This window comes from Pseudotamlana haliotis, from assembly GCF_008806375.1.
GTDB lineage: Bacteria > Bacteroidota > Bacteroidia > Flavobacteriales > Flavobacteriaceae > Pseudotamlana > Pseudotamlana haliotis.
Genome location: NZ_WAAT01000022.1, coordinates 172822 through 189978 on the forward strand (window position 1 = coordinate 172822; position 17157 = coordinate 189978).

Here is a 17157-nt window from a genome sequence, read left to right on the forward strand (position 1 = left end):
TTACTTGTTTAAAATCGCTTGTAAATGTTTGTAGTCGTTTGTATACGGGTATTAGGTTGAATATTAGCGTGTTATTTATGCTGTGTGGTTGCTATAATTTTGGTAAAGGTTCTCGACTTGTTTTGAATTCTGGTTTAGGTCATGTTGTGTTTTAACGGTGATTTTGGTATTTGGTATCTCTAATTAGCTGCTGAATGTTATTTATTTTATTTAGACTAAGGTTCGAGCTGATTTTTAATTCTGAAATTCCTAACTTCATTGTGTATATAAGAGGCTAGTTACAATAGTTTCCTAATTTATCCGTCTCATAGTATTAAAAGCATAACGCCCTCACCAAAATGTTTGAAAACATAAAAAAAACTACACGTTTAAAAATCGGTTTAAAACCTGTTTTTAATCTAAGTCTACTATTAGGTCTTCTTGTTTTTTCAAGTTCAAAAACCTTATATGCACAAAAGCGTATTACCGTAAATTATGTAGTTAGTGATGCCTTCAAAATTGACGGTGTATTAGATGAGGTCATGTGGCAAAAAGCCGTTCCTACCAGTGGTTTTACAGAGTACTTTCCAACCGACAGTAAACAGGCAGAATATCAAACCGAAATCATGATGCTCTATAACAAAGGTTTCTTATATATAGGTGTTAAAGGTTATGCGCCTGGAAAAGATTACAGAACTCCTTCATACGAAAGGGATTTTAGCATTAGTGGTGCCGATATTGTTAACCTCATGTTTGATACCTATAGCGATAGGGCTAATGCTTTTTTATTTGGAATTAATCCTTTTGGCGTAGAACGTGAAGGTGTTGTTTATGGTGGTGGTGTTACGGGTGATCTTGATTTAAACTGGAATACCAAGTGGGTTGGAGAATCTCAAATGTATGATGGTTATTTTATTTCGGAATTAAAAATACCCATGTCTGCTTTTAAATTTAAGGAAGGGATTACATCTTGGAAGTTTTCAGCTATGCGCTCCGATACACAATCCAATACTAAAAGTTCGTGGACACGAGTACCGCAGAATCAAAATCAGCTTAACCTCGGATATTTTGGAGATTTAATCTTTGAAAAACCTTTGGTAAAAACAAGAAATCCTATTTCTGTGATTCCTTTTGTAACGCCTTCCTATACCAACGAACATTATAAAGGTGAAAAGTCATTTAATTTCAAAGCGGGATTTGATGCCAAAATTCCTGTAAAAAGTAGTTTGATGCTCGATTTAACGGTGCTTCCCGATTTCTCGAGTGATGATGTGGTCTCTGGGCAAAATAATGTAACCCAATTTGAAATCAAACAAGATGAAACTAGGCTTTTCTTTATAGATAATGGCGATTTATTTAACGGGTTTGGAGAGTCAAATGCGCTAGCTTTCTATTCCCGACGCGTAGGGATTGGAAAAGATTCGCTTGGTGAAGACAAGATTGTACCCATTACTGTAGGGGCAAAATTTACAGGAAAAATAAATAATAATTTAAGAATTGGTGTTTTAGATGTGCAAACTGAAGGGGATGACGAGTATTCCATTGCGGCTAATAATAACCTAGTGGTTGCCGCCGAGCAAAGAGTGTTTAAAAAATCGAATATAGGTGCCTTTTTTATTAACCGACAGGCCACCAACTATGACGAGTCACTAACCGGAACTTCATATAATCGCGTTATTGGTTCTGATTTTAATTTCTTTTCAAAAGACAATAGTGTGGACGGTAAACTGTTTTTTCATAAATCATTCACGCCCGATATCTCTAGTAATGCTATTTCAGCAGGAAATGAATTGAATGTTGAAAAAAGGGCGTATTCATTGGGGCTCACAACCCAGTATGTTGATGCTGGATTTCAATCTGATCTCGGGTTTACTAAAAGAAAGGATATTTTAAGAGTTAACCCTTCTGGAGCTTATAATATGTATCCGAAATCAGAAAAAATAAACACCATTATAGTCGATGCCAGTTATAATGCTTATTGGAGGGCTTCAGGTGATATGCCGCTTTCAGAAAAATATACGGCTTTAGGCGCTGAAATCAACTTTACAAGTGGTGCTTCAATTGGTTTGCAAGGTACCAATGCCTATGAGTATTTATACAGTTCATTTGATCCCCTTGGAGATAAGGGGTCGGGTGATCCTATACCTGTTGGTGGTTATCATATGAATTATTTAGATCTCGATTACAATACAGATAGACGGAAAGCCTTTTGGTTAGAAGGAACGACTAGATATGGCGCTTTTTATACGGGAAATAAGTTCACAACAGACGTTACATTGCAGTATCGCTATCAACCCTTTTTCTATGTGGCCTTACAGCTTCAGTATGATGATATAAGGTTGCCTGAACCGTATTCTTCTGGGCAAATTTGGTATTTAGGACCAACAATAAATGTCACATTTTCTAAAACGTTATTTTTTAATACCGATGTACAGTATAGTTCTCAGTCTAATTATTTTTTACTAGTGTCAAGATTACAATGGCGCTATGCTCCGCTATCTGATATTTTTCTAACCTATACTGATACCGATACCACAGCGCCTTTTGAACTTTTTGAACGTGGCATTTACTTAAAAATCACCTATTGGTTGGATATTAAGCGGAAGAACAAGAAAAAATAGTTTGGTGTTTAACGCTAGCGCTCGTTTTTAACGAGTGCCGTCAAGACTAGGAAAAGCAAGAGATACCTTGATTTCTTATCTGAAGTCTCAAGGAAAATTAAGGTCTGAAGTGCTAATGTATAATAAGTAGGTTTTTTCGTATATTTCGTTTAGAAATTTAAGGAAGGTATCATGCCGATAAAGAAAATGCAGTAGTCATGGAAAAAAAGTGCTTAGAATGTGGTGATAAAATTAGAGGACGTATCGATAAAAAATTCTGTAATGATGGCTGTCGTAATAGTTATAATAATCGGGTAAACAAAGACAGTAAGAACCTCATTCGGAATACCAATAACCGCTTGCGTAAAAACTACAGAATTTTAGAAATGCTAAACCCTAATCAAAAAACCAAAACCTCAAGAGCAAAAATGATTGAGGCAGGTTTTGATTTTAATTACTTCACCAGTATTTATACCACTAAAGCTAAAACCGTATATTATTTTGTTTACGATCAAGGCTATTTACCTTTAGAAAATGATTATTATGCACTAGTAAAGCGTGAGGGGTAAATTAAAATAGGCAACTATGAAATTTGATAGAACAGGAATCATATTATACACTATAGAATATAAAAAATGTAAAGCGTTTTATGAAGAGGTTCTCGAGCTTCCTAAACTATTTGAAAACGAGGTTTTGACTTGTTTTGAATTAGGAGATACTTATTTATTGGTGGAACTTGATTTAGATTATAATGGAGAAGGTTCAGGTGAGAGTCGGATAAAAACATGTTTGCGAATGAACGTATCTAATGTTAGGCATTTTGCAGATAAGTTAATATCAAAAGGTGTTGATGTGAAGTATCAAGAATTTTCTTGGGGAACCATCGCTAAATTTTTCGACCCTGACGGAAATTTATGTGCTTTTAAGGATTCTGAGAAATTTGAGAAGCAAATTGAAGACTTTAAATTGTTGAAATAAATCCACCTTAATCATAAAAAAAGCCTCTAACTTTAAAAATTAGAAGCTTAATTAAAATTGCAGTGCATAAAATTGTTATTTCCAAGTTTGACCTTTTATGGTCATAGCGGCTTTTAAAATATCTTTTTGGCTAATTTGACCTATTAACTTTCCTTTTTTTACTATTGGAAATCTTCTACGTTTGGATTCTAAGAACTTTTTGGCGGCATCAAATATATTCATGTCACCATCAATAGTTTCAACATCGGTAATCATGTGTTTGTCAATAGTTAAGTCTTGTAAAGGCATGTTGTAGTAGCGGCTTTCACTTAATTGCTTAATGCAATCGCCTTCAGAAATGATACCTACAAGTTCATTTTTCCTATTAACCACTGGCCCGCCAGAAATCCTATTTCTAATTAATGATTGAATCACGCTTTCAACAGTTTGATGTGGTTGAAAGGTAATCAGGTTCGTACTCATGTAATCACTAACGGTTAGTGATGGTGTTGTGGTGGTATTTTTGGAGCGCCTTCTGGCTCCTATAAAGCTCTTTATCCCCATAGTAGTTTGAATTTTGGTAATTCTAAATATAGGGTTTAATTTTTAGAATTCCTAAAATTTATGAATATAAGTTGTTGTAAAACATGTGAATAGCAGATTTGGTTGTGGTTTGTAGGTAGTGTTTGTTAAATGCTTATGAAGATCATAGGAGGAGTCGAAGCCTTATGTGCTTAACAAAAATGGTTTCTCGCCAAGATTCTAACCAGCAAAATGGATGACGTAAAAAATCAGTAAAAATTAGTGTCTAAAAAAAACTTTGTGAGTCTCTGTGTAATCTCCGCGGAGCTCTGCGTAATAGCTATTTTAGAATTTTTATCTGTGAAAATCTGTGCAATCTGTGTCTAGAAAATCAACGCAAGAGTAGGCAACCAACAACCAATAACCAGTAACCAGTAACTAAAACACCTCTGTTTTACTGGGGTTTTTGAACATTAATCCCATCAAATTCTATTTTCTTGTTAAGCTGTAGGTTAAAATTAGAAAAGGCTACTAAAAGTTCTTTAGTGCTAAGAGTGAGTTCTTCTTCACTTGTTGAACCTAAGTTGTAAAGACTTTCAAATTTATAAAACTTTGTTTCTAAGGCCAGAATTCTCGCTGAAATTGAAGGTGTTTTTACGGTTTCAGGCGTATGATTTTTTAATGCTTTAAAGGTCTCCTTTAAATCCTTCTCGTTGTCTTTAAAATAAGAGAAATTACCGTCCTCCACTTTTGTTACAATATCTTGTAGTTTGAAATACTCGGTCCAATCTTTAATAATGGTGCGCACCTCACCGTCTAAAGTGAATTCTGTTAAATTTAAGTTTTCTATGTCTTCTTCGGAGACTACTTGACTATTGTCAACCACAGGTTCAGCCAACGTATTATCGTCTTGATCGCTTTTACAAGCTGAAAACCATAATAATATACCAAGTGCCAAAAAGATTTGAGTGCGCATCATTTTAATTTTAATACAATAGGTTACAAAGATATAGGAATAGTTGCTTTAATAAAATTGAACGTTGCTGCCATATTAAGAATATTTTGGGTTTTTGATAGATTATTTCTAGTGAAATCTTATTATTTTTGAAAATTCTTCATAAACAGGATGATTAATGAGCTCTAAAATATTAATAATTGGTGCCTGCGGGCAGATTGGATCAGAACTAACATTTAAGTTGCGAAGCATTTACGGAGACGATAATGTGGTGGCCAGTGATATTAGTTACAGCAATTTAGAAATTGTAAATTCTGGTCTTTTTGAAATTGTAGATGCCAAAGATTATGCGAGCGTAAAAACTTGTGTTGAAAAATTTAGTATTGATACTGTTTATTTAATGGCAGCCATGTTAAGTGCTACGGGAGAAAAATTCCCTATGGAAGCATGGGATTTAAATATGACCTCCTTGTTTAATGTTTTAAACCTGGCTAAAGATAATTTTATTAAAAAGGTGTTTTGGCCTTCTAGCATCGCGGTTTTTGGAACTACAACGCCTAAGGAATACACGCCGCAGTACACCATTATGGAGCCAACCACTGTTTACGGGATGACCAAACAAGTTGGAGAGCGCTGGTGTGAATATTATTTTACTAAATATCAGGTAGATGTGAGAAGTATACGCTACCCAGGAATTATTAGCTGGAAAACTTTGCCGGGAGGCGGAACAACCGATTATGCTGTTGAAATTTATCATGAGGCCATAAAAAACAAATCTTATGAATGCTTTTTAAAACCAGATAGCGAATTGCCCATGATGTTTATGGATGATGCGATAAAAGCGACGGTAGATATCATGCAAGCCGAATCTGAAGATATAAAAATTAGGTCTTCTTATAATTTGTCGGCAACAAGTTTTACTCCTCAAGAGGTTGCCGAATCGATTAAAAAACACATTCCGGAGTTTGAAATTAGTTATAATCCTGATTACCGACAGGAAATAGCCAACAGTTGGCCAAAAAATATAAACGATTCTTATGCCCGCCAGGATTGGAAATGGAGACATCAGTTTTCTTTAGATGATATCACCGATGAGATGTTATTGCAGTTGAATAAAAAATATAATTAATTACATATCTTTGGAACTCCCAAATTGAAAATACTATGCTTGAAAATTTTTGGTTTAATGTTGAATACGGTATCAACCACGTGCTTGATATTAATGCTTACGATCATGTTTTATTTTTAATCGTTTTGGCGGTTCCGTATTTGTTTAAAGACTGGAAGCGCGTGTTGCTTCTGGTAACTATGTTTACTTTAGGACATACCTTATCTTTAATTTTAGCAAGCTATGGTGTGGTTAGTGTGAATGCGGCTATTGTTGAGTTTTTAATCCCGATTACCATTCTTGTTGTGGCTCTTTTTAATGTGTTTACTGCTGGTAAAGGTGCGCAAAAAGAAAAGGTTGGGGTTTTGTTTTTATCCACTTTGTTTTTTGGTTTGATTCACGGACTAGGCTTTGCTAGAGAATTTAGAATGCTTTTAGGAGACTCTGATAATAAGCTATTATTACTCTTAGAATTTGCCTTAGGTATTGAAATTGCTCAAGTCATTATCGTGTTTTTAGTGCTGTTTCTAGGTTATCTTGTTCAAACCATCTTTAGGTTCTCTAAGCGTGACTGGGTTATGGTAATTTCGGCGGTAGTGGTTGGTTTAGTGATTCCTATGATTTTGAATAGCGACTTCTTAGCTTAAAATATTCTTAAATTTTATCGGTCTGACGTTGTAATTAAAATACGAAGCGCCTATCTTCGTTATATCGAACGTATTATGGTTCGTAATCGTGAACCCGCGTTAAGGATTGCAGAGGAAATCCTTTTGCTTTTTCTGCAAAAGATTGTAACGGAAAGCCTGACCCGAATGGTTGTGAAGCTTCTTTTTTTACGCAGCCATGACATGAGGGTAACGCCATAATGATAAATAAAATTAATGCCAGAACATAAACAACTTAAGTACGATAAGGCTTATTTGCGTATTGCCCAAGAGTGGGGGGAATTATCGTATTGTAATCGCCGACAAGTTGGTGCGATTATCGTGAAAGATAGAATGATTATTTCCGACGGATATAATGGAACACCTTCGGGGTTTGAAAATTTTTGCGAAGATGATGAAGGTTACACCAAATGGTATGTATTGCATGCCGAGGCGAATGCCATACTAAAAGTGGCCGCTTCTACCCAGTCTTGTAAGGGAGCGACGCTTTATATTACCATGTCGCCTTGTAAAGAATGCAGCAAGTTAATTCATCAAGCTGGTATTGTAAAAGTGGTTTATCACGAAGCATACAAAGACGATTCTGGGCTTAAATTCTTAGAAAAAGCCGGAATTAAACTTAAAAGAATAGAAGATTTAAAAGCATAAAGCATCATGGCTTTTCAGAAAAAATATTTACCGCTGCTTATGGGTGCTGCAATTGCGGCAGGCATTTATATTGGAGGAAAGTTAAGTTTTACTGATGCGCCAGACCGCTTATTTACTACTAACAGTAAAAAAGACAAGCTCAACCGACTCATTGATTATATTGAATATGATTATGTTGATGATGTGAATACCGATAGCATTGTAGATGTAACGGTTAATGGGATTCTTGAAAACCTCGATCCGCATTCGGTATACATTCCAGAGGAAGATATGGAGCGCGTTGCCGAAGAAATGAAAGGTGATTTTGTTGGTATTGGGGTGAGTTTTTACACGTATAAAGATACAATTGCTGTGATTCGTGCCATTGCAGGTGGGCCAAGTGAAAAAGCGGGTATCATAGGTGGTGATCGTATTATTTTTGCCGATGGCGATACCTTATATGGTAAAAATATTGAGGACGATGCGTTGATTAAAAAGCTTAAAGGTCCTATAAATTCTAAAGTGAATTTAACGGTTTACCGACGTGGCGAACCTGAGTTACTTCATTTTACCGTAAAGCGAGACAATATTCCTATTAATAGTGTAGATGCTACTTATATGCTTACCGATAAATTGGGGTATATAAAGGTGAATCGCTTCGCGGAATCAACCTATAAAGAATTTAGAAAAGGTATTAAAGCATTGAAAACGCAAGGCGCTATTGAAATAGCTCTTGATTTAAGAGGGAATCCGGGAGGTTTTTTAGGTATTGCTGAGCAGATTGCTGATGAATTTTTGGAGGATGATAAGCTGATTTTGTTTACTAAAAACAAACGTGGTGATATTGAAGAAAGTTACGCTACAAGCAAAGGTGACTTTGAAGACGGAAAAGTTTTTGTGATGATTGATGAAAACTCCGCTTCGGCTAGTGAAATTGTTGCTGGTGCTTTGCAAGATAATGATATTGGAACCATTGTAGGTCGAAGATCATACGGTAAAGGTCTCGTGCAACGTGAAATGGATTTGGGTGATGGTAGTGCTGTGCGTTTAACGGTTTCGAGATACTATACGCCAACAGGACGTTCTATTCAACGGCCTTATGATAACGGGAATAAAGATTATTATGACGAATACTTTGAACGCATTAGTAGTGGTGAACTTCTAGATTCTGAAAATATTCATGTAGATGACTCTTTAAAATTTGTCACCCCTGGTGGTAAAATTGTTTACGGCGGCGGAGGTATTATTCCAGACGTTTTTGTGCCTATTGATAGTAGTATGCAAAATGAAACGTTATCATTTTTACTGCGTCGTGGGTTTTTTGGAAACTTTGTTTTTGAAGAATTAGAAAAAGACCGTCACTTGTATGATGGTATTTCAAGACGCGATTTTATTGATAGTTTTGAAGTTGGTGATGATCTGGTTTTTGCTTTTCAAGATTATTTGAATTTGAGATCTGAGGCTAATGTGACTTTTGTGGCTTATCACGATGAGGTGAAACAATATATAAAGGCAACTTTTGCCGATCAGCTTTTTGGAGCTGGTGCTTTTGAAGAGGTTTATAATAAAACCGATATCATGATTGAAGAGGTTATTGGCTTGAGTAAAGGCGATACAGGTTCTCATGTCTTAGATGAGGATTAAGAATAAAACTGCTTTTTTATATCCACTATAGATTTCTTTCTTTTTAATACGCCGATGCAATTAAAAAATCACGTATATAGTAACAATATGTATAAAAAAAAGGCTAATTTTGAGTTGATGATGGGCTAGAGCTTGATTATTAATTTTTTGGTTTGTTGTAACCCAAATTAACTTTAAATTTTAAAACATGGATCGCAAGGATAATTTTACAGAAAGTGACTGGTTGGCATTGTTAGAAGATGCTTTGAATGCAGGTGCTAAAATACAAGTGAATCACCGGTTTCGATACAAGGGCAGAGGTTTAGGGACTTTTCTAACTAATGCAAAAAGCAAGAATAGATATGAGCTCATGCGTAAAATTGAAAATGTAGGCTTCAATTTCCGCTTGCACAGTAATGATCCAGAGCATTATTTAGAAAAATATATCGGACAGCTTGCGGCTGATGAAAATCCGATTAAACAACGCTATATCACAAGATTTAATACTTACGTACAGCCGAAAAAAGATGTCTTAAAGCAGCAAACCATCAATAAACTTAATAAAGTTTGGAAAGCTAGATTTGGTGATGAACGCAAATGGACGAAGCCTGATACTGTAGATGATAAAATTCGTAAATGGAAGGCTTTTCGTTATGAATCAGATAAAAATCCCGATGGGAAATGGTTTGCTTATAAATCTATTATGGGGCCTTTATTTGGTTGGGTGTACACCCGAAAACGCAATAAGGATAAAATGGACCAAGTAGCTCATTATTTTTCTAAGAAGGAGTTGAAAGAGTTGGAAAAAGAAGGTTTTCTACGCAATGAGTAGTTGCTTTTATTAGAACTAGCTTTAAAATTCCAGTTTATCATGTACTTTGGTGTGTTTGCCATCATTCCAGAGCGTTAATATGTCGGTGGCTACTTGAGCGCCACTTCCTGAGGCAATAGCAAACTGACTGCGCCACCCGGCTAATGTCCCTGCAACATAAAGGTTTTCTTCAATAAGGTGGTCAGTGTTTTTTAACCAAATACGATCTTTTTCAATCGCTGATCTAGGGTGTGGGGCAATGTAAGATTCTAAACCCTCAATAGTCATTAAATTTGTGTACCCTACGGCAATTACTGCTATTTTAGTTTCGTAGGTGTTTTTGTTGGTGCTTACTGTGTAACCATGTTCGGTTTTAGTGATTTCTAAAACTTTTTCATGCTCTATTTGGTCAATCTGTGGGTAAAGTTCTTTAAGTTGTTCGGTACCACTTTCTAAAATAGAAGCACCTGTTGTTCCCGGTGCTAAGCCTAAAACATTATTAAATAAAGCGGTTTGTAAATGAGAAGATTTTTGATGCATGATTATGCCAACACTTTTGTTTTTAGCAAAAGCTTTGTTTTTAGCTGAACCTAAAACTAAGGCACAGGACATGCCTGCCGCACCACCGCCAATAATTAAAGCATCATACATTATTTTCGCTCTTTTGTTTTTTCTTCAATACGTTTAGAAGTTCTTAAAATGGCCATCATAACAATAACACAAAGCGAAGCGACAATCGTAATGATAGCAATCATGCTCTGTCCCTCAAAAGGAGCGCTAAAATCCAATTGGGTACAGTTGAAAATAATAAGGGCAACAGCAAGAATGCTTAGTATAGTGGTGAAAATCTTCATCTGTAATAATATTATATCAGTTCAAACAAGGCTTTAATATTGTGCGCAAATAGTTTTACAGCAATGGCTAATAAGATTACACCAAACACTTTTCTGATGATGTTAATCCCGTTTTGGCCAATTAAACGTTCAATTTTAGCCGATGTTTTTAAGACGATAAAGATAATGATAACATTCAATAATACCGCGACAATAATATTTTCGGTAGCAAACTCCGCCCTTAAGGATAGTAATGTGGTTAAACTACCTGGTCCTGCAATTAGCGGAAAGGCAAGCGGAAATACCGCAGTTGTCATAGAATCTTGTTCTTCCTGCTTATAGAGTGTGATGCCTAAAATCATTTCTAAGGCAATGAAAAATAAGATGAAAGCACCTGCAACAGCAAAGGAATTGACATCAATACCAATAAGGTTTAGGATGCTTTTTCCTAAAAATAAAAATAAAATCAAAATAACACCCGCAATAATTGAGGCTTTTTCACTCTGAATTTGTCCTGCTTTTTTTCTTAAATCGATAACGATTGGAATGTTTCCAACAATATCAATTACAGCAAATAAAATCATAAAGGCTGTAAAGATTTCTTTGAAATTGAAATGTAGTTCCATAAGTTTTAAATTGTTAACCTTCTAGTAATGGTTTGTTTAATTATTCTTTATTGTTTTGTGTTTTTACTTAAATTTTAAATTAAAAACCGGTTTTTCGTTTAATTTTGAATTTTCGGCAAAAATATGCCATTATTATCGAATAATCTTAAAAGTTTATAGTAAAGTTTGACTATTTTTGTGCCTTATTTTAATTGGTGTTTTTATGTTTCAGTTGGGGAAAACTATTGTTGCAGATGATGTAATAAAGAAAGATTTCTTGTGTAATCTTTCGGCTTGTAAAGGGGCTTGTTGTATCGCAGGAGATGCTGGCGCGCCACTAGAGGCTGATGAAGCTAAGATTTTAGACGATATCTATCCGAAGGTAAAGCCGTTTTTGCGTCAGGAAGGTATTGATGCTATAGAAGTTCAAGGAACATATACTGAATCTGAAGATGGTGAACTAGAAACCACACTTATTGATGGTGCTGATTGTGCTTATGTAATTTTCGATGAAAAGAAAACAGCACTTTGCGGTATTGAAGAAGCGTATAATCAAGGTGAAATTACTTGGAAAAAACCCGTATCTTGTCACTTGTATCCAGTAAGGGTTCAAGATTATACTGAGTTTTCAGCTTTAAATTATCACCAATGGGAAATTTGTGATGATGCCTGTGCTTTAGGTAAAGAATTACAAGTGCCTATTTATAAATTTGTAAAGGAAGGACTGATTAGGAAATTTGGTGAAGACTGGTATGCCGAATTAGAAAAGGTTGCTGAAGACTTGTAGTAGCTTAAAAATACTTATTAAAAAACTTCAAAAACGCCTCTAAAATAAAGGGTTTGTCTGCTAAAACCTGATTTTTTTTGTAAACTTTTTAAATCTCAAAAAAAGTTACATGTCTTATTTTCAGTTGTTTAATGTTTTTTTTGTGTAAACTTCTCAAATCCCCTGTGTTTTATTGTTTGTTAAAAACTTGTTGAAAAGGTTTCTGAGTTTTTATGAAAACGTATCAATCATTTTACAATCTTTGTTAAGCTCAACAATATAAAAATACAATACTTTTTTAACCTGAGAATAAACAGGTTGAAAATATATTTTGAGTTCACCGAATACATTTTTTAATACATTATAAGTGTTAATTTGGGTTTTTTTATCCATGAGCCTTGATTAGCATGTTAAATGAGATTGTTTTTTATTCGGGATTTTAACAATTGCTATTTTAATTAAATTAATCCAAAACGAGAGCCATAACCATGGAGATTACCCAAATTATTAAACGAGATTATGACACAACCCCCTTTGTGTTAGAAAAAATCACTAATGCCATTGAAAAGGCCATGTTGTCTGTAAGTCATGGAACTAGAGCAGATGCTGAGTCAATTTCTAATCAGGTGTTTCAAAGTCTTTTGGCAAGAAAAGCTGTAGATGATCGCTATGTGCCAACAGTAGAGCAAGTTCAAGATATTGTTGAAGATAAACTCATGAGCAGCGCTTTTCATAACGCAGCAAAGGCTTATATCCTTTATCGTGATGAACAAGCTAGAAAACGTCAAACAAATATTTTTGAAAAGCGTATTAATTTAAAACCTTACGAATATCCAGAATTATACGAGTATGTAAATGCTATAAGACATTCCTACTGGATCCATAGTGAGTTTAATTTTACAAGTGATATTCAGGATTTTAAAACGGGTTTAAACACGGCCGAAAAAACGGCAATTAAAAATACCATGTTGGCCATTTCTCAAATAGAAGTTGCTGTTAAAACCTTCTGGGGTGATATTTACCAAAAAATGCCTAAACCAGAAATAGGGTCGGTAGGGGCTACTTTTTCAGAAAGTGAAGTGCGTCATCATGATGCATACTCGCACTTATTGGAAATTTTGGGATTAAACGCAGAATTTAAATCACTTAAAAAGAAGCCTGTTATTATGCGTCGTGTGCATTATTTAGAAACAGCGCTTAAAAATTCTAAAAGTGAAAATGTTCAAGAGTATGCCGAGTCGGTATTATTGTTCTCCTTATTTATAGAACATGTTTCTTTATTCTCGCAATTTTTAATCATTATGGCCTTCAATAAACATAAAAATATGTTGAAAGGAATTTCTAATGTGGTTGAAGCAACATCGAAAGAAGAACAAATTCATGGCGATTTTGGAATTGATATTATAAATATAATTAAGAAAGAGAATCCAAAATGGTTTGGAGAAGAATACAATGAAAAAATTCAAACGATCTGTAAAGAAGCTTTTCAAGCTGAAAGCGATATTATCGATTGGATTTTTGAAGATGGCGAGTTAGAATTTCTTCCAAAAGCGGTTATTAATGAGTTTATTAAAAACCGATTTAATAATTCCCTAGAAAGTATTGGTATAGGTAAGGTGTTTACTGTTGATGATAAATTGATAGCAGAAACCGAATGGTTTGATGATGAAATTATTGGTACCAAACATGGCGATTTCTTTGTGAAACGCTCTATCAACTACAGTAAAAGAACAAAAAGTATAACCAGCGACGACCTATTTTAATTATGAAAGTACAAACGAACCTCCAAGAAACACAAAGCGAAACAGCAACGAACCACGATCAATTGGTAAGCGCTCGAAAAGAGCAATTAAAAAAAGCAGCACAATTAGAAAGTGAACCAGAATTTAATTGGCTTACTGAAAATAGTCGCAAATTTTTAGAATCTGGGTACTTAACTGATGGTACTTCCCCTGAAGCACGTATTCGTGAAATTGCAAACCGCGCTGAAGAAATTTTGCAAATTGATGGTTATGCCGATAAGTTTTACAAGTATATGGGTGAAGGTTTTTTCTCTTTAGCATCGCCAGTATGGTCTAACTTTGGTAAAAAAAGAGGCTTACCAATTAGTTGTTTTGGTTCTAACATTGCTGATGATATGGGGAATATTTTATACACCCAATCAGAAGTAGGTATGATGTCTAAACTAGGAGGTGGAACTTCAGGTTACTTTGGAAATCTACGTCATAGAGGTGCGCCTGTTAAAAATAATGGAGCGTCTTCGGGAGCAGTACATATCATGCAACTTTTTGAAAAAATGGTTGATGTGGTTAGTCAAGGTTCTGTTCGAAGAGGTCGTTTTTCTCCATATTTACCAGTAGAGCATTCAGATATTAATGAGTTTTTAGAAATTGGCACCGAAGGGAATTCCATTCAAGAGCTTACCCATGGTGTTTCTGTAACTGATAAATGGATGCAAGAAATGATTGATGGCGATGTAGATAAACGTTCAATTTGGGCTAAAGTCATACAACGTCGTGGTGAAATAGGTTATCCGTATATTTTCTTTAAAGACCATGCCAACAACCAAGCGCCTGATGTTTATAAAGAGAATAATCATAAAATTGTTGCTTCTAATTTATGTACTGAAATTATGCTTCCTTCAAATGACCAATGGTCTTTTGTTTGTGTACTTTCTTCAGTAAATCTATTACATTATGATAAGTGGAAAGACACCGATGCCGTTGAGACTATGGTGTATTTCTTAGATGCTGTTATTACTGAGTTTGTTGAGAAACTTGAAGTATATAGAGATTCCTCTGTTTTAGAAGACAGACAAACGTTTATGTTTATGGAGCGTGCTTATAACTTTGCAAAAAGTAACCGAGCACTTGGATTAGGCGTTTTAGGGTGGCACTCTTTACTACAGTCTAAAAGGTTAGGTTTTGATAGTGCTGAAGCTTATGAATTGAATAGTACGATTTTTAAACTTATTAAAGAAAAGTCGTATAAAGCTTCAGAGGAATTGGCAAAATTATATGGAGAGCCAGAAGTTTTAAAGGGTTACGGTAGACGAAATGCAACCTTAAATGCGATTGCTCCAACAACTTCTTCTGCGTTTATTCTAGGTCAGGTTTCACAAGGAATTGAGCCTATTTGGTCTAATATTTATGTGAAAGACATCGCTAAAATTAAAACCACGATTAAAAACCCATATCTTGAAGAACTGTTAGAAGAAAAGGGTAAAAATACGCCTGAAGTATGGCGTAGTATACGTGATTATGATGGTTCGGTGCAGCATTTAGATTTCTTAACCGAGCATGAACGTGATGTGTTTAAAACCTATTCTGAAATCGATCAATTAGCTATTGTTTATCAAGCAGCTAATCGTCAAAATCATATTGATCAAGGCCAGTCGGTAAACATTATTGTGCATCCAGATATGCCTGTAAAAGATATTAACAACATCTATGTGACGGCTTGGAAGCTAGGTTTAAAATCATTGTACTATCAACACAGTATGAATGCAGCTCAAAAATTTAAACAGAAGAAAGAATGTGCTAGCTGCGAAGGATAACCACTTAGTTGTTACACATCACAAAAAAGACGCCTGAAAGTTATTTTAGGCGTCTTTTTTTTGGGGATATATTTTATATTTGTTACGAATATTTTAACACAATATAGGTGTTTAACATCTATATTCTTTTAATTATTAATCCTAAAACCCTAAAAAATGAAACATTTTAAAAGTCGACAACTAACGTTTTTTAAACGGTTAGTTTTTTTATCAAGCCTGTGTTTGTTTGTCTTCGGCTGCTATCCTGAAGGAGGTGAATACGTTGAAGATTTTGATGTCGTATACACCAACTACGAGGCTAATTTTAATTTTGGTACCAATTACACCTACTCTTTACCAATTGCCGTTGTAGATCTTGATGCAAGTTCTGATGATGATAGAGAATTTATTGATCCCGATTATAGTGATGCTATTTTAGATGGGATAGCTAGTCACTTAAATGATTTAGGCTGGACGAAAGTAGATCCAGAAAATGCAGACATTGTTATTTTGGCTGGTGCTTTTGATCAAAATTTTATAGCTTATAACCCTTGGTGGTGGGATTGGTATTACCCATGGTATGGGCCAGATTGGGGGTGGTATTATCCACCATATTACCCTGGTTACGTTAGTGGGTATAGCACGGGTTCTGTGATTATTCAAATGACTGTTCCTGGTGATGTTAATAGTAATAACGAAGTGCCTGTGGTATGGTTGGGGGCTTTAGATGGACTGCTTGAAGGTGGTGAATCTAATATAATTAGCAGAATTACTACCAATATAGACCAAGCTTTTAATCAACCACCGTTTAACAATTAAAAAGAGATACTATGAAAATTAAATTAATGATGCTCGTTGGTTTGTTAATGTGTTCATTATCAACGCTGGCACAACAAAAATATAGTTTGAATTATATTATAGGGTTTCCAACAGGTGAAACCTCCGATTTTACTGAATCTACTAGTTTTAGAGGAGTAGGTTTTGATTTTACACATATGCTGAATAAAAATATTGGCGTTGGAGTAAGCGTAAGTTTACAAACATTCTATGATGAAAAAGGTAAACAAACTACTACTGAAGGAACAGAGACGATTACAGCCTATCGCTATAATTATATAAATAGTTTACCTGTTTATGCTACAGGAACTTACTTTTTTGATGGGTCTAAAACTATTAAACCGTTCGTTTCCTTAGGTGTTGGTGTGATGTATAACAACAAAGAACAGGAATTCGGGTTGTTTGCTGCAGAAAACGATGCATGGCAGTTTAGTGTGCGCCCAGAAGCAGGATTGGAATACAAAATAGATTACGGTCTTGGTATTCGTGCTGCATTTAGATACAATTACGCTGCTGATTCAAGTGATTTAGAAGGACTTTCTCATATGGGTCTTGCACTTGGAGTCGTTTGGAGTAATTAAAAAATGGGTAATTAAATTTAGAAATTACAAGCATTTATTGAATAAGAAAAGGTTCGCATAATTTATGCGAACTTTTTTTTGTGTTTATCTTTTTTCTAGTTTTGTTATTAAACGCTTGTCAAAACCTAATGATTACAGTTAGTCCGATAAGTT

Annotated in this window: 19 protein-coding genes; 13 read left to right on the forward strand and 6 right to left on the reverse strand. The window is 34.9% G+C overall.

Annotated elements, in window-relative coordinates; genetic code table 11:
* Nucleotides 1-338 precede the first annotated feature (338 nt).
* From F6U93_RS02905 to F6U93_RS02915, 3 genes are all read left to right on the forward strand, one after another.
* A complete protein-coding gene (locus F6U93_RS02905) occupies nucleotides 339-2600 on the forward strand; it encodes a DUF5916 domain-containing protein (protein ID WP_150936643.1) in 2262 nt (753 codons plus the stop codon).
* Nucleotides 2601-2797: 197 nt separating this feature from the next.
* Complete coding sequence (locus tag F6U93_RS02910; protein WP_150936646.1) at nucleotides 2798-3148, forward strand: hypothetical protein; 351 nt, start codon at nucleotides 2798-2800, stop codon at nucleotides 3146-3148.
* A gap of 16 nt (nucleotides 3149-3164) precedes the next feature.
* Nucleotides 3165-3557 carry a VOC family protein gene (locus F6U93_RS02915; RefSeq protein ID WP_150936648.1) on the forward strand — a complete coding sequence of 131 codons (393 nt, stop codon included), beginning with the start codon at nucleotides 3165-3167 and terminating at the stop codon, nucleotides 3555-3557.
* Nucleotides 3558-3632: 75 nt separating this feature from the next.
* Here F6U93_RS02915 and F6U93_RS02920 read toward each other — a convergent pair whose 3' ends face one another.
* Together F6U93_RS02920 and F6U93_RS02925 are read right to left on the reverse strand one after the other, a co-directional pair.
* Nucleotides 3633-4100 carry a CBS domain-containing protein gene (locus F6U93_RS02920; RefSeq protein WP_150936650.1) on the reverse strand — a complete coding sequence of 156 codons (468 nt, stop codon included), beginning with the start codon at nucleotides 4098-4100 and terminating at the stop codon, nucleotides 3633-3635.
* A gap of 412 nt (nucleotides 4101-4512) precedes the next feature.
* Nucleotides 4513-5037 (reverse strand): hypothetical protein, encoded by a 525-nt coding sequence (locus F6U93_RS02925; RefSeq protein WP_150936652.1) that lies wholly within the window; start codon nucleotides 5035-5037, stop codon nucleotides 4513-4515.
* A gap of 154 nt (nucleotides 5038-5191) precedes the next feature.
* Between F6U93_RS02925 and F6U93_RS02930 the strand changes: the two genes are divergently transcribed.
* Both F6U93_RS02930 and F6U93_RS02935 read left to right on the forward strand, forming a co-directional pair.
* Nucleotides 5192-6142 (forward strand): NAD-dependent epimerase/dehydratase family protein, encoded by a 951-nt coding sequence (locus tag F6U93_RS02930; protein WP_150936654.1) that lies wholly within the window; start codon nucleotides 5192-5194, stop codon nucleotides 6140-6142.
* A 35-nt stretch (nucleotides 6143-6177) separates the two neighbouring features.
* A complete protein-coding gene (locus tag F6U93_RS02935) occupies nucleotides 6178-6768 on the forward strand; it encodes a HupE/UreJ family protein (protein WP_150936656.1) in 591 nt (196 codons plus the stop codon).
* Nucleotides 6769-6841: 73 nt separating this feature from the next.
* Here F6U93_RS02935 and F6U93_RS14580 read toward each other — a convergent pair whose 3' ends face one another.
* Nucleotides 6842-6985 (reverse strand): hypothetical protein, encoded by a 144-nt coding sequence (locus F6U93_RS14580; RefSeq protein WP_191963443.1) that lies wholly within the window; start codon nucleotides 6983-6985, stop codon nucleotides 6842-6844.
* A 17-nt stretch (nucleotides 6986-7002) separates the two neighbouring features.
* Here F6U93_RS14580 and F6U93_RS02940 point away from each other — a divergent pair, with 17 nt between their 5' ends.
* The 3 genes from F6U93_RS02940 (at nucleotide 7003) to F6U93_RS02950 (ending at nucleotide 9868) form a co-directional block, all read left to right on the forward strand.
* A complete protein-coding gene (locus F6U93_RS02940) occupies nucleotides 7003-7434 on the forward strand; it encodes a deoxycytidylate deaminase (RefSeq protein ID WP_150936658.1) in 432 nt (143 codons plus the stop codon).
* Nucleotides 7435-7440: 6 nt separating this feature from the next.
* The gene (locus F6U93_RS02945; RefSeq protein ID WP_150936660.1) at nucleotides 7441-9057 is read left to right on the forward strand and encodes a S41 family peptidase; all 1617 of its coding nucleotides are present in this window, start codon (nucleotides 7441-7443) and stop codon (nucleotides 9055-9057) included.
* 187 nt (nucleotides 9058-9244) lie between these two features.
* Nucleotides 9245-9868, forward strand: coding sequence for a hypothetical protein (locus F6U93_RS02950; RefSeq protein ID WP_150936662.1), 624 nt, complete (start codon nucleotides 9245-9247; stop codon nucleotides 9866-9868).
* A 21-nt stretch (nucleotides 9869-9889) separates the two neighbouring features.
* Here F6U93_RS02950 and F6U93_RS02955 read toward each other — a convergent pair whose 3' ends face one another.
* Genes F6U93_RS02955 through F6U93_RS02965 form a run of 3 tightly spaced genes read right to left on the reverse strand, consistent with a single transcriptional unit; the run spans nucleotide 9890 to nucleotide 11306 of the window.
* Entirely contained in the window at nucleotides 9890-10498 is a 609-nt protein-coding gene (locus F6U93_RS02955; protein ID WP_150936664.1) for an FAD-dependent oxidoreductase, read from the reverse strand.
* A complete protein-coding gene (locus tag F6U93_RS02960) occupies nucleotides 10498-10701 on the reverse strand; it encodes a hypothetical protein (protein ID WP_150936666.1) in 204 nt (67 codons plus the stop codon). Before F6U93_RS02960 ends, F6U93_RS02955 begins: the two co-directional genes overlap by 1 nt.
* An 11-nt stretch (nucleotides 10702-10712) precedes the next feature.
* On the reverse strand, nucleotides 10713-11306 hold the full coding sequence (locus F6U93_RS02965; RefSeq protein ID WP_150936668.1) for a MarC family protein: 594 nt from the start codon (nucleotides 11304-11306) through the stop codon (nucleotides 10713-10715).
* A 202-nt stretch (nucleotides 11307-11508) separates the two neighbouring features.
* Here F6U93_RS02965 and F6U93_RS02970 point away from each other — a divergent pair, with 202 nt between their 5' ends.
* The 5 genes from F6U93_RS02970 (at nucleotide 11509) to F6U93_RS02990 (ending at nucleotide 17004) form a co-directional block, all read left to right on the forward strand.
* Complete coding sequence (locus tag F6U93_RS02970; protein WP_150936815.1) at nucleotides 11509-12072, forward strand: DUF3109 family protein; 564 nt, start codon at nucleotides 11509-11511, stop codon at nucleotides 12070-12072.
* A 467-nt stretch (nucleotides 12073-12539) separates the two neighbouring features.
* Nucleotides 12540-13814 (forward strand): ribonucleotide-diphosphate reductase subunit beta, encoded by a 1275-nt coding sequence (locus F6U93_RS02975; RefSeq protein WP_150936670.1) that lies wholly within the window; start codon nucleotides 12540-12542, stop codon nucleotides 13812-13814.
* Between the two features lie 2 nt (nucleotides 13815-13816).
* On the forward strand, nucleotides 13817-15607 hold the full coding sequence (locus F6U93_RS02980) for a ribonucleoside-diphosphate reductase subunit alpha (protein WP_150936672.1): 1791 nt from the start codon (nucleotides 13817-13819) through the stop codon (nucleotides 15605-15607).
* 156 nt (nucleotides 15608-15763) lie between these two features.
* Entirely contained in the window at nucleotides 15764-16405 is a 642-nt protein-coding gene (locus F6U93_RS02985) for a DUF4136 domain-containing protein (protein ID WP_150936674.1), read from the forward strand.
* Between the two features lie 11 nt (nucleotides 16406-16416).
* Nucleotides 16417-17004: an outer membrane beta-barrel protein gene (locus F6U93_RS02990; protein ID WP_150936676.1), complete on the forward strand. Its 588-nt coding sequence runs from the start codon at nucleotides 16417-16419 to the stop codon at nucleotides 17002-17004.
* The last annotated feature ends 153 nt before the right edge of the window (nucleotides 17005-17157 follow it).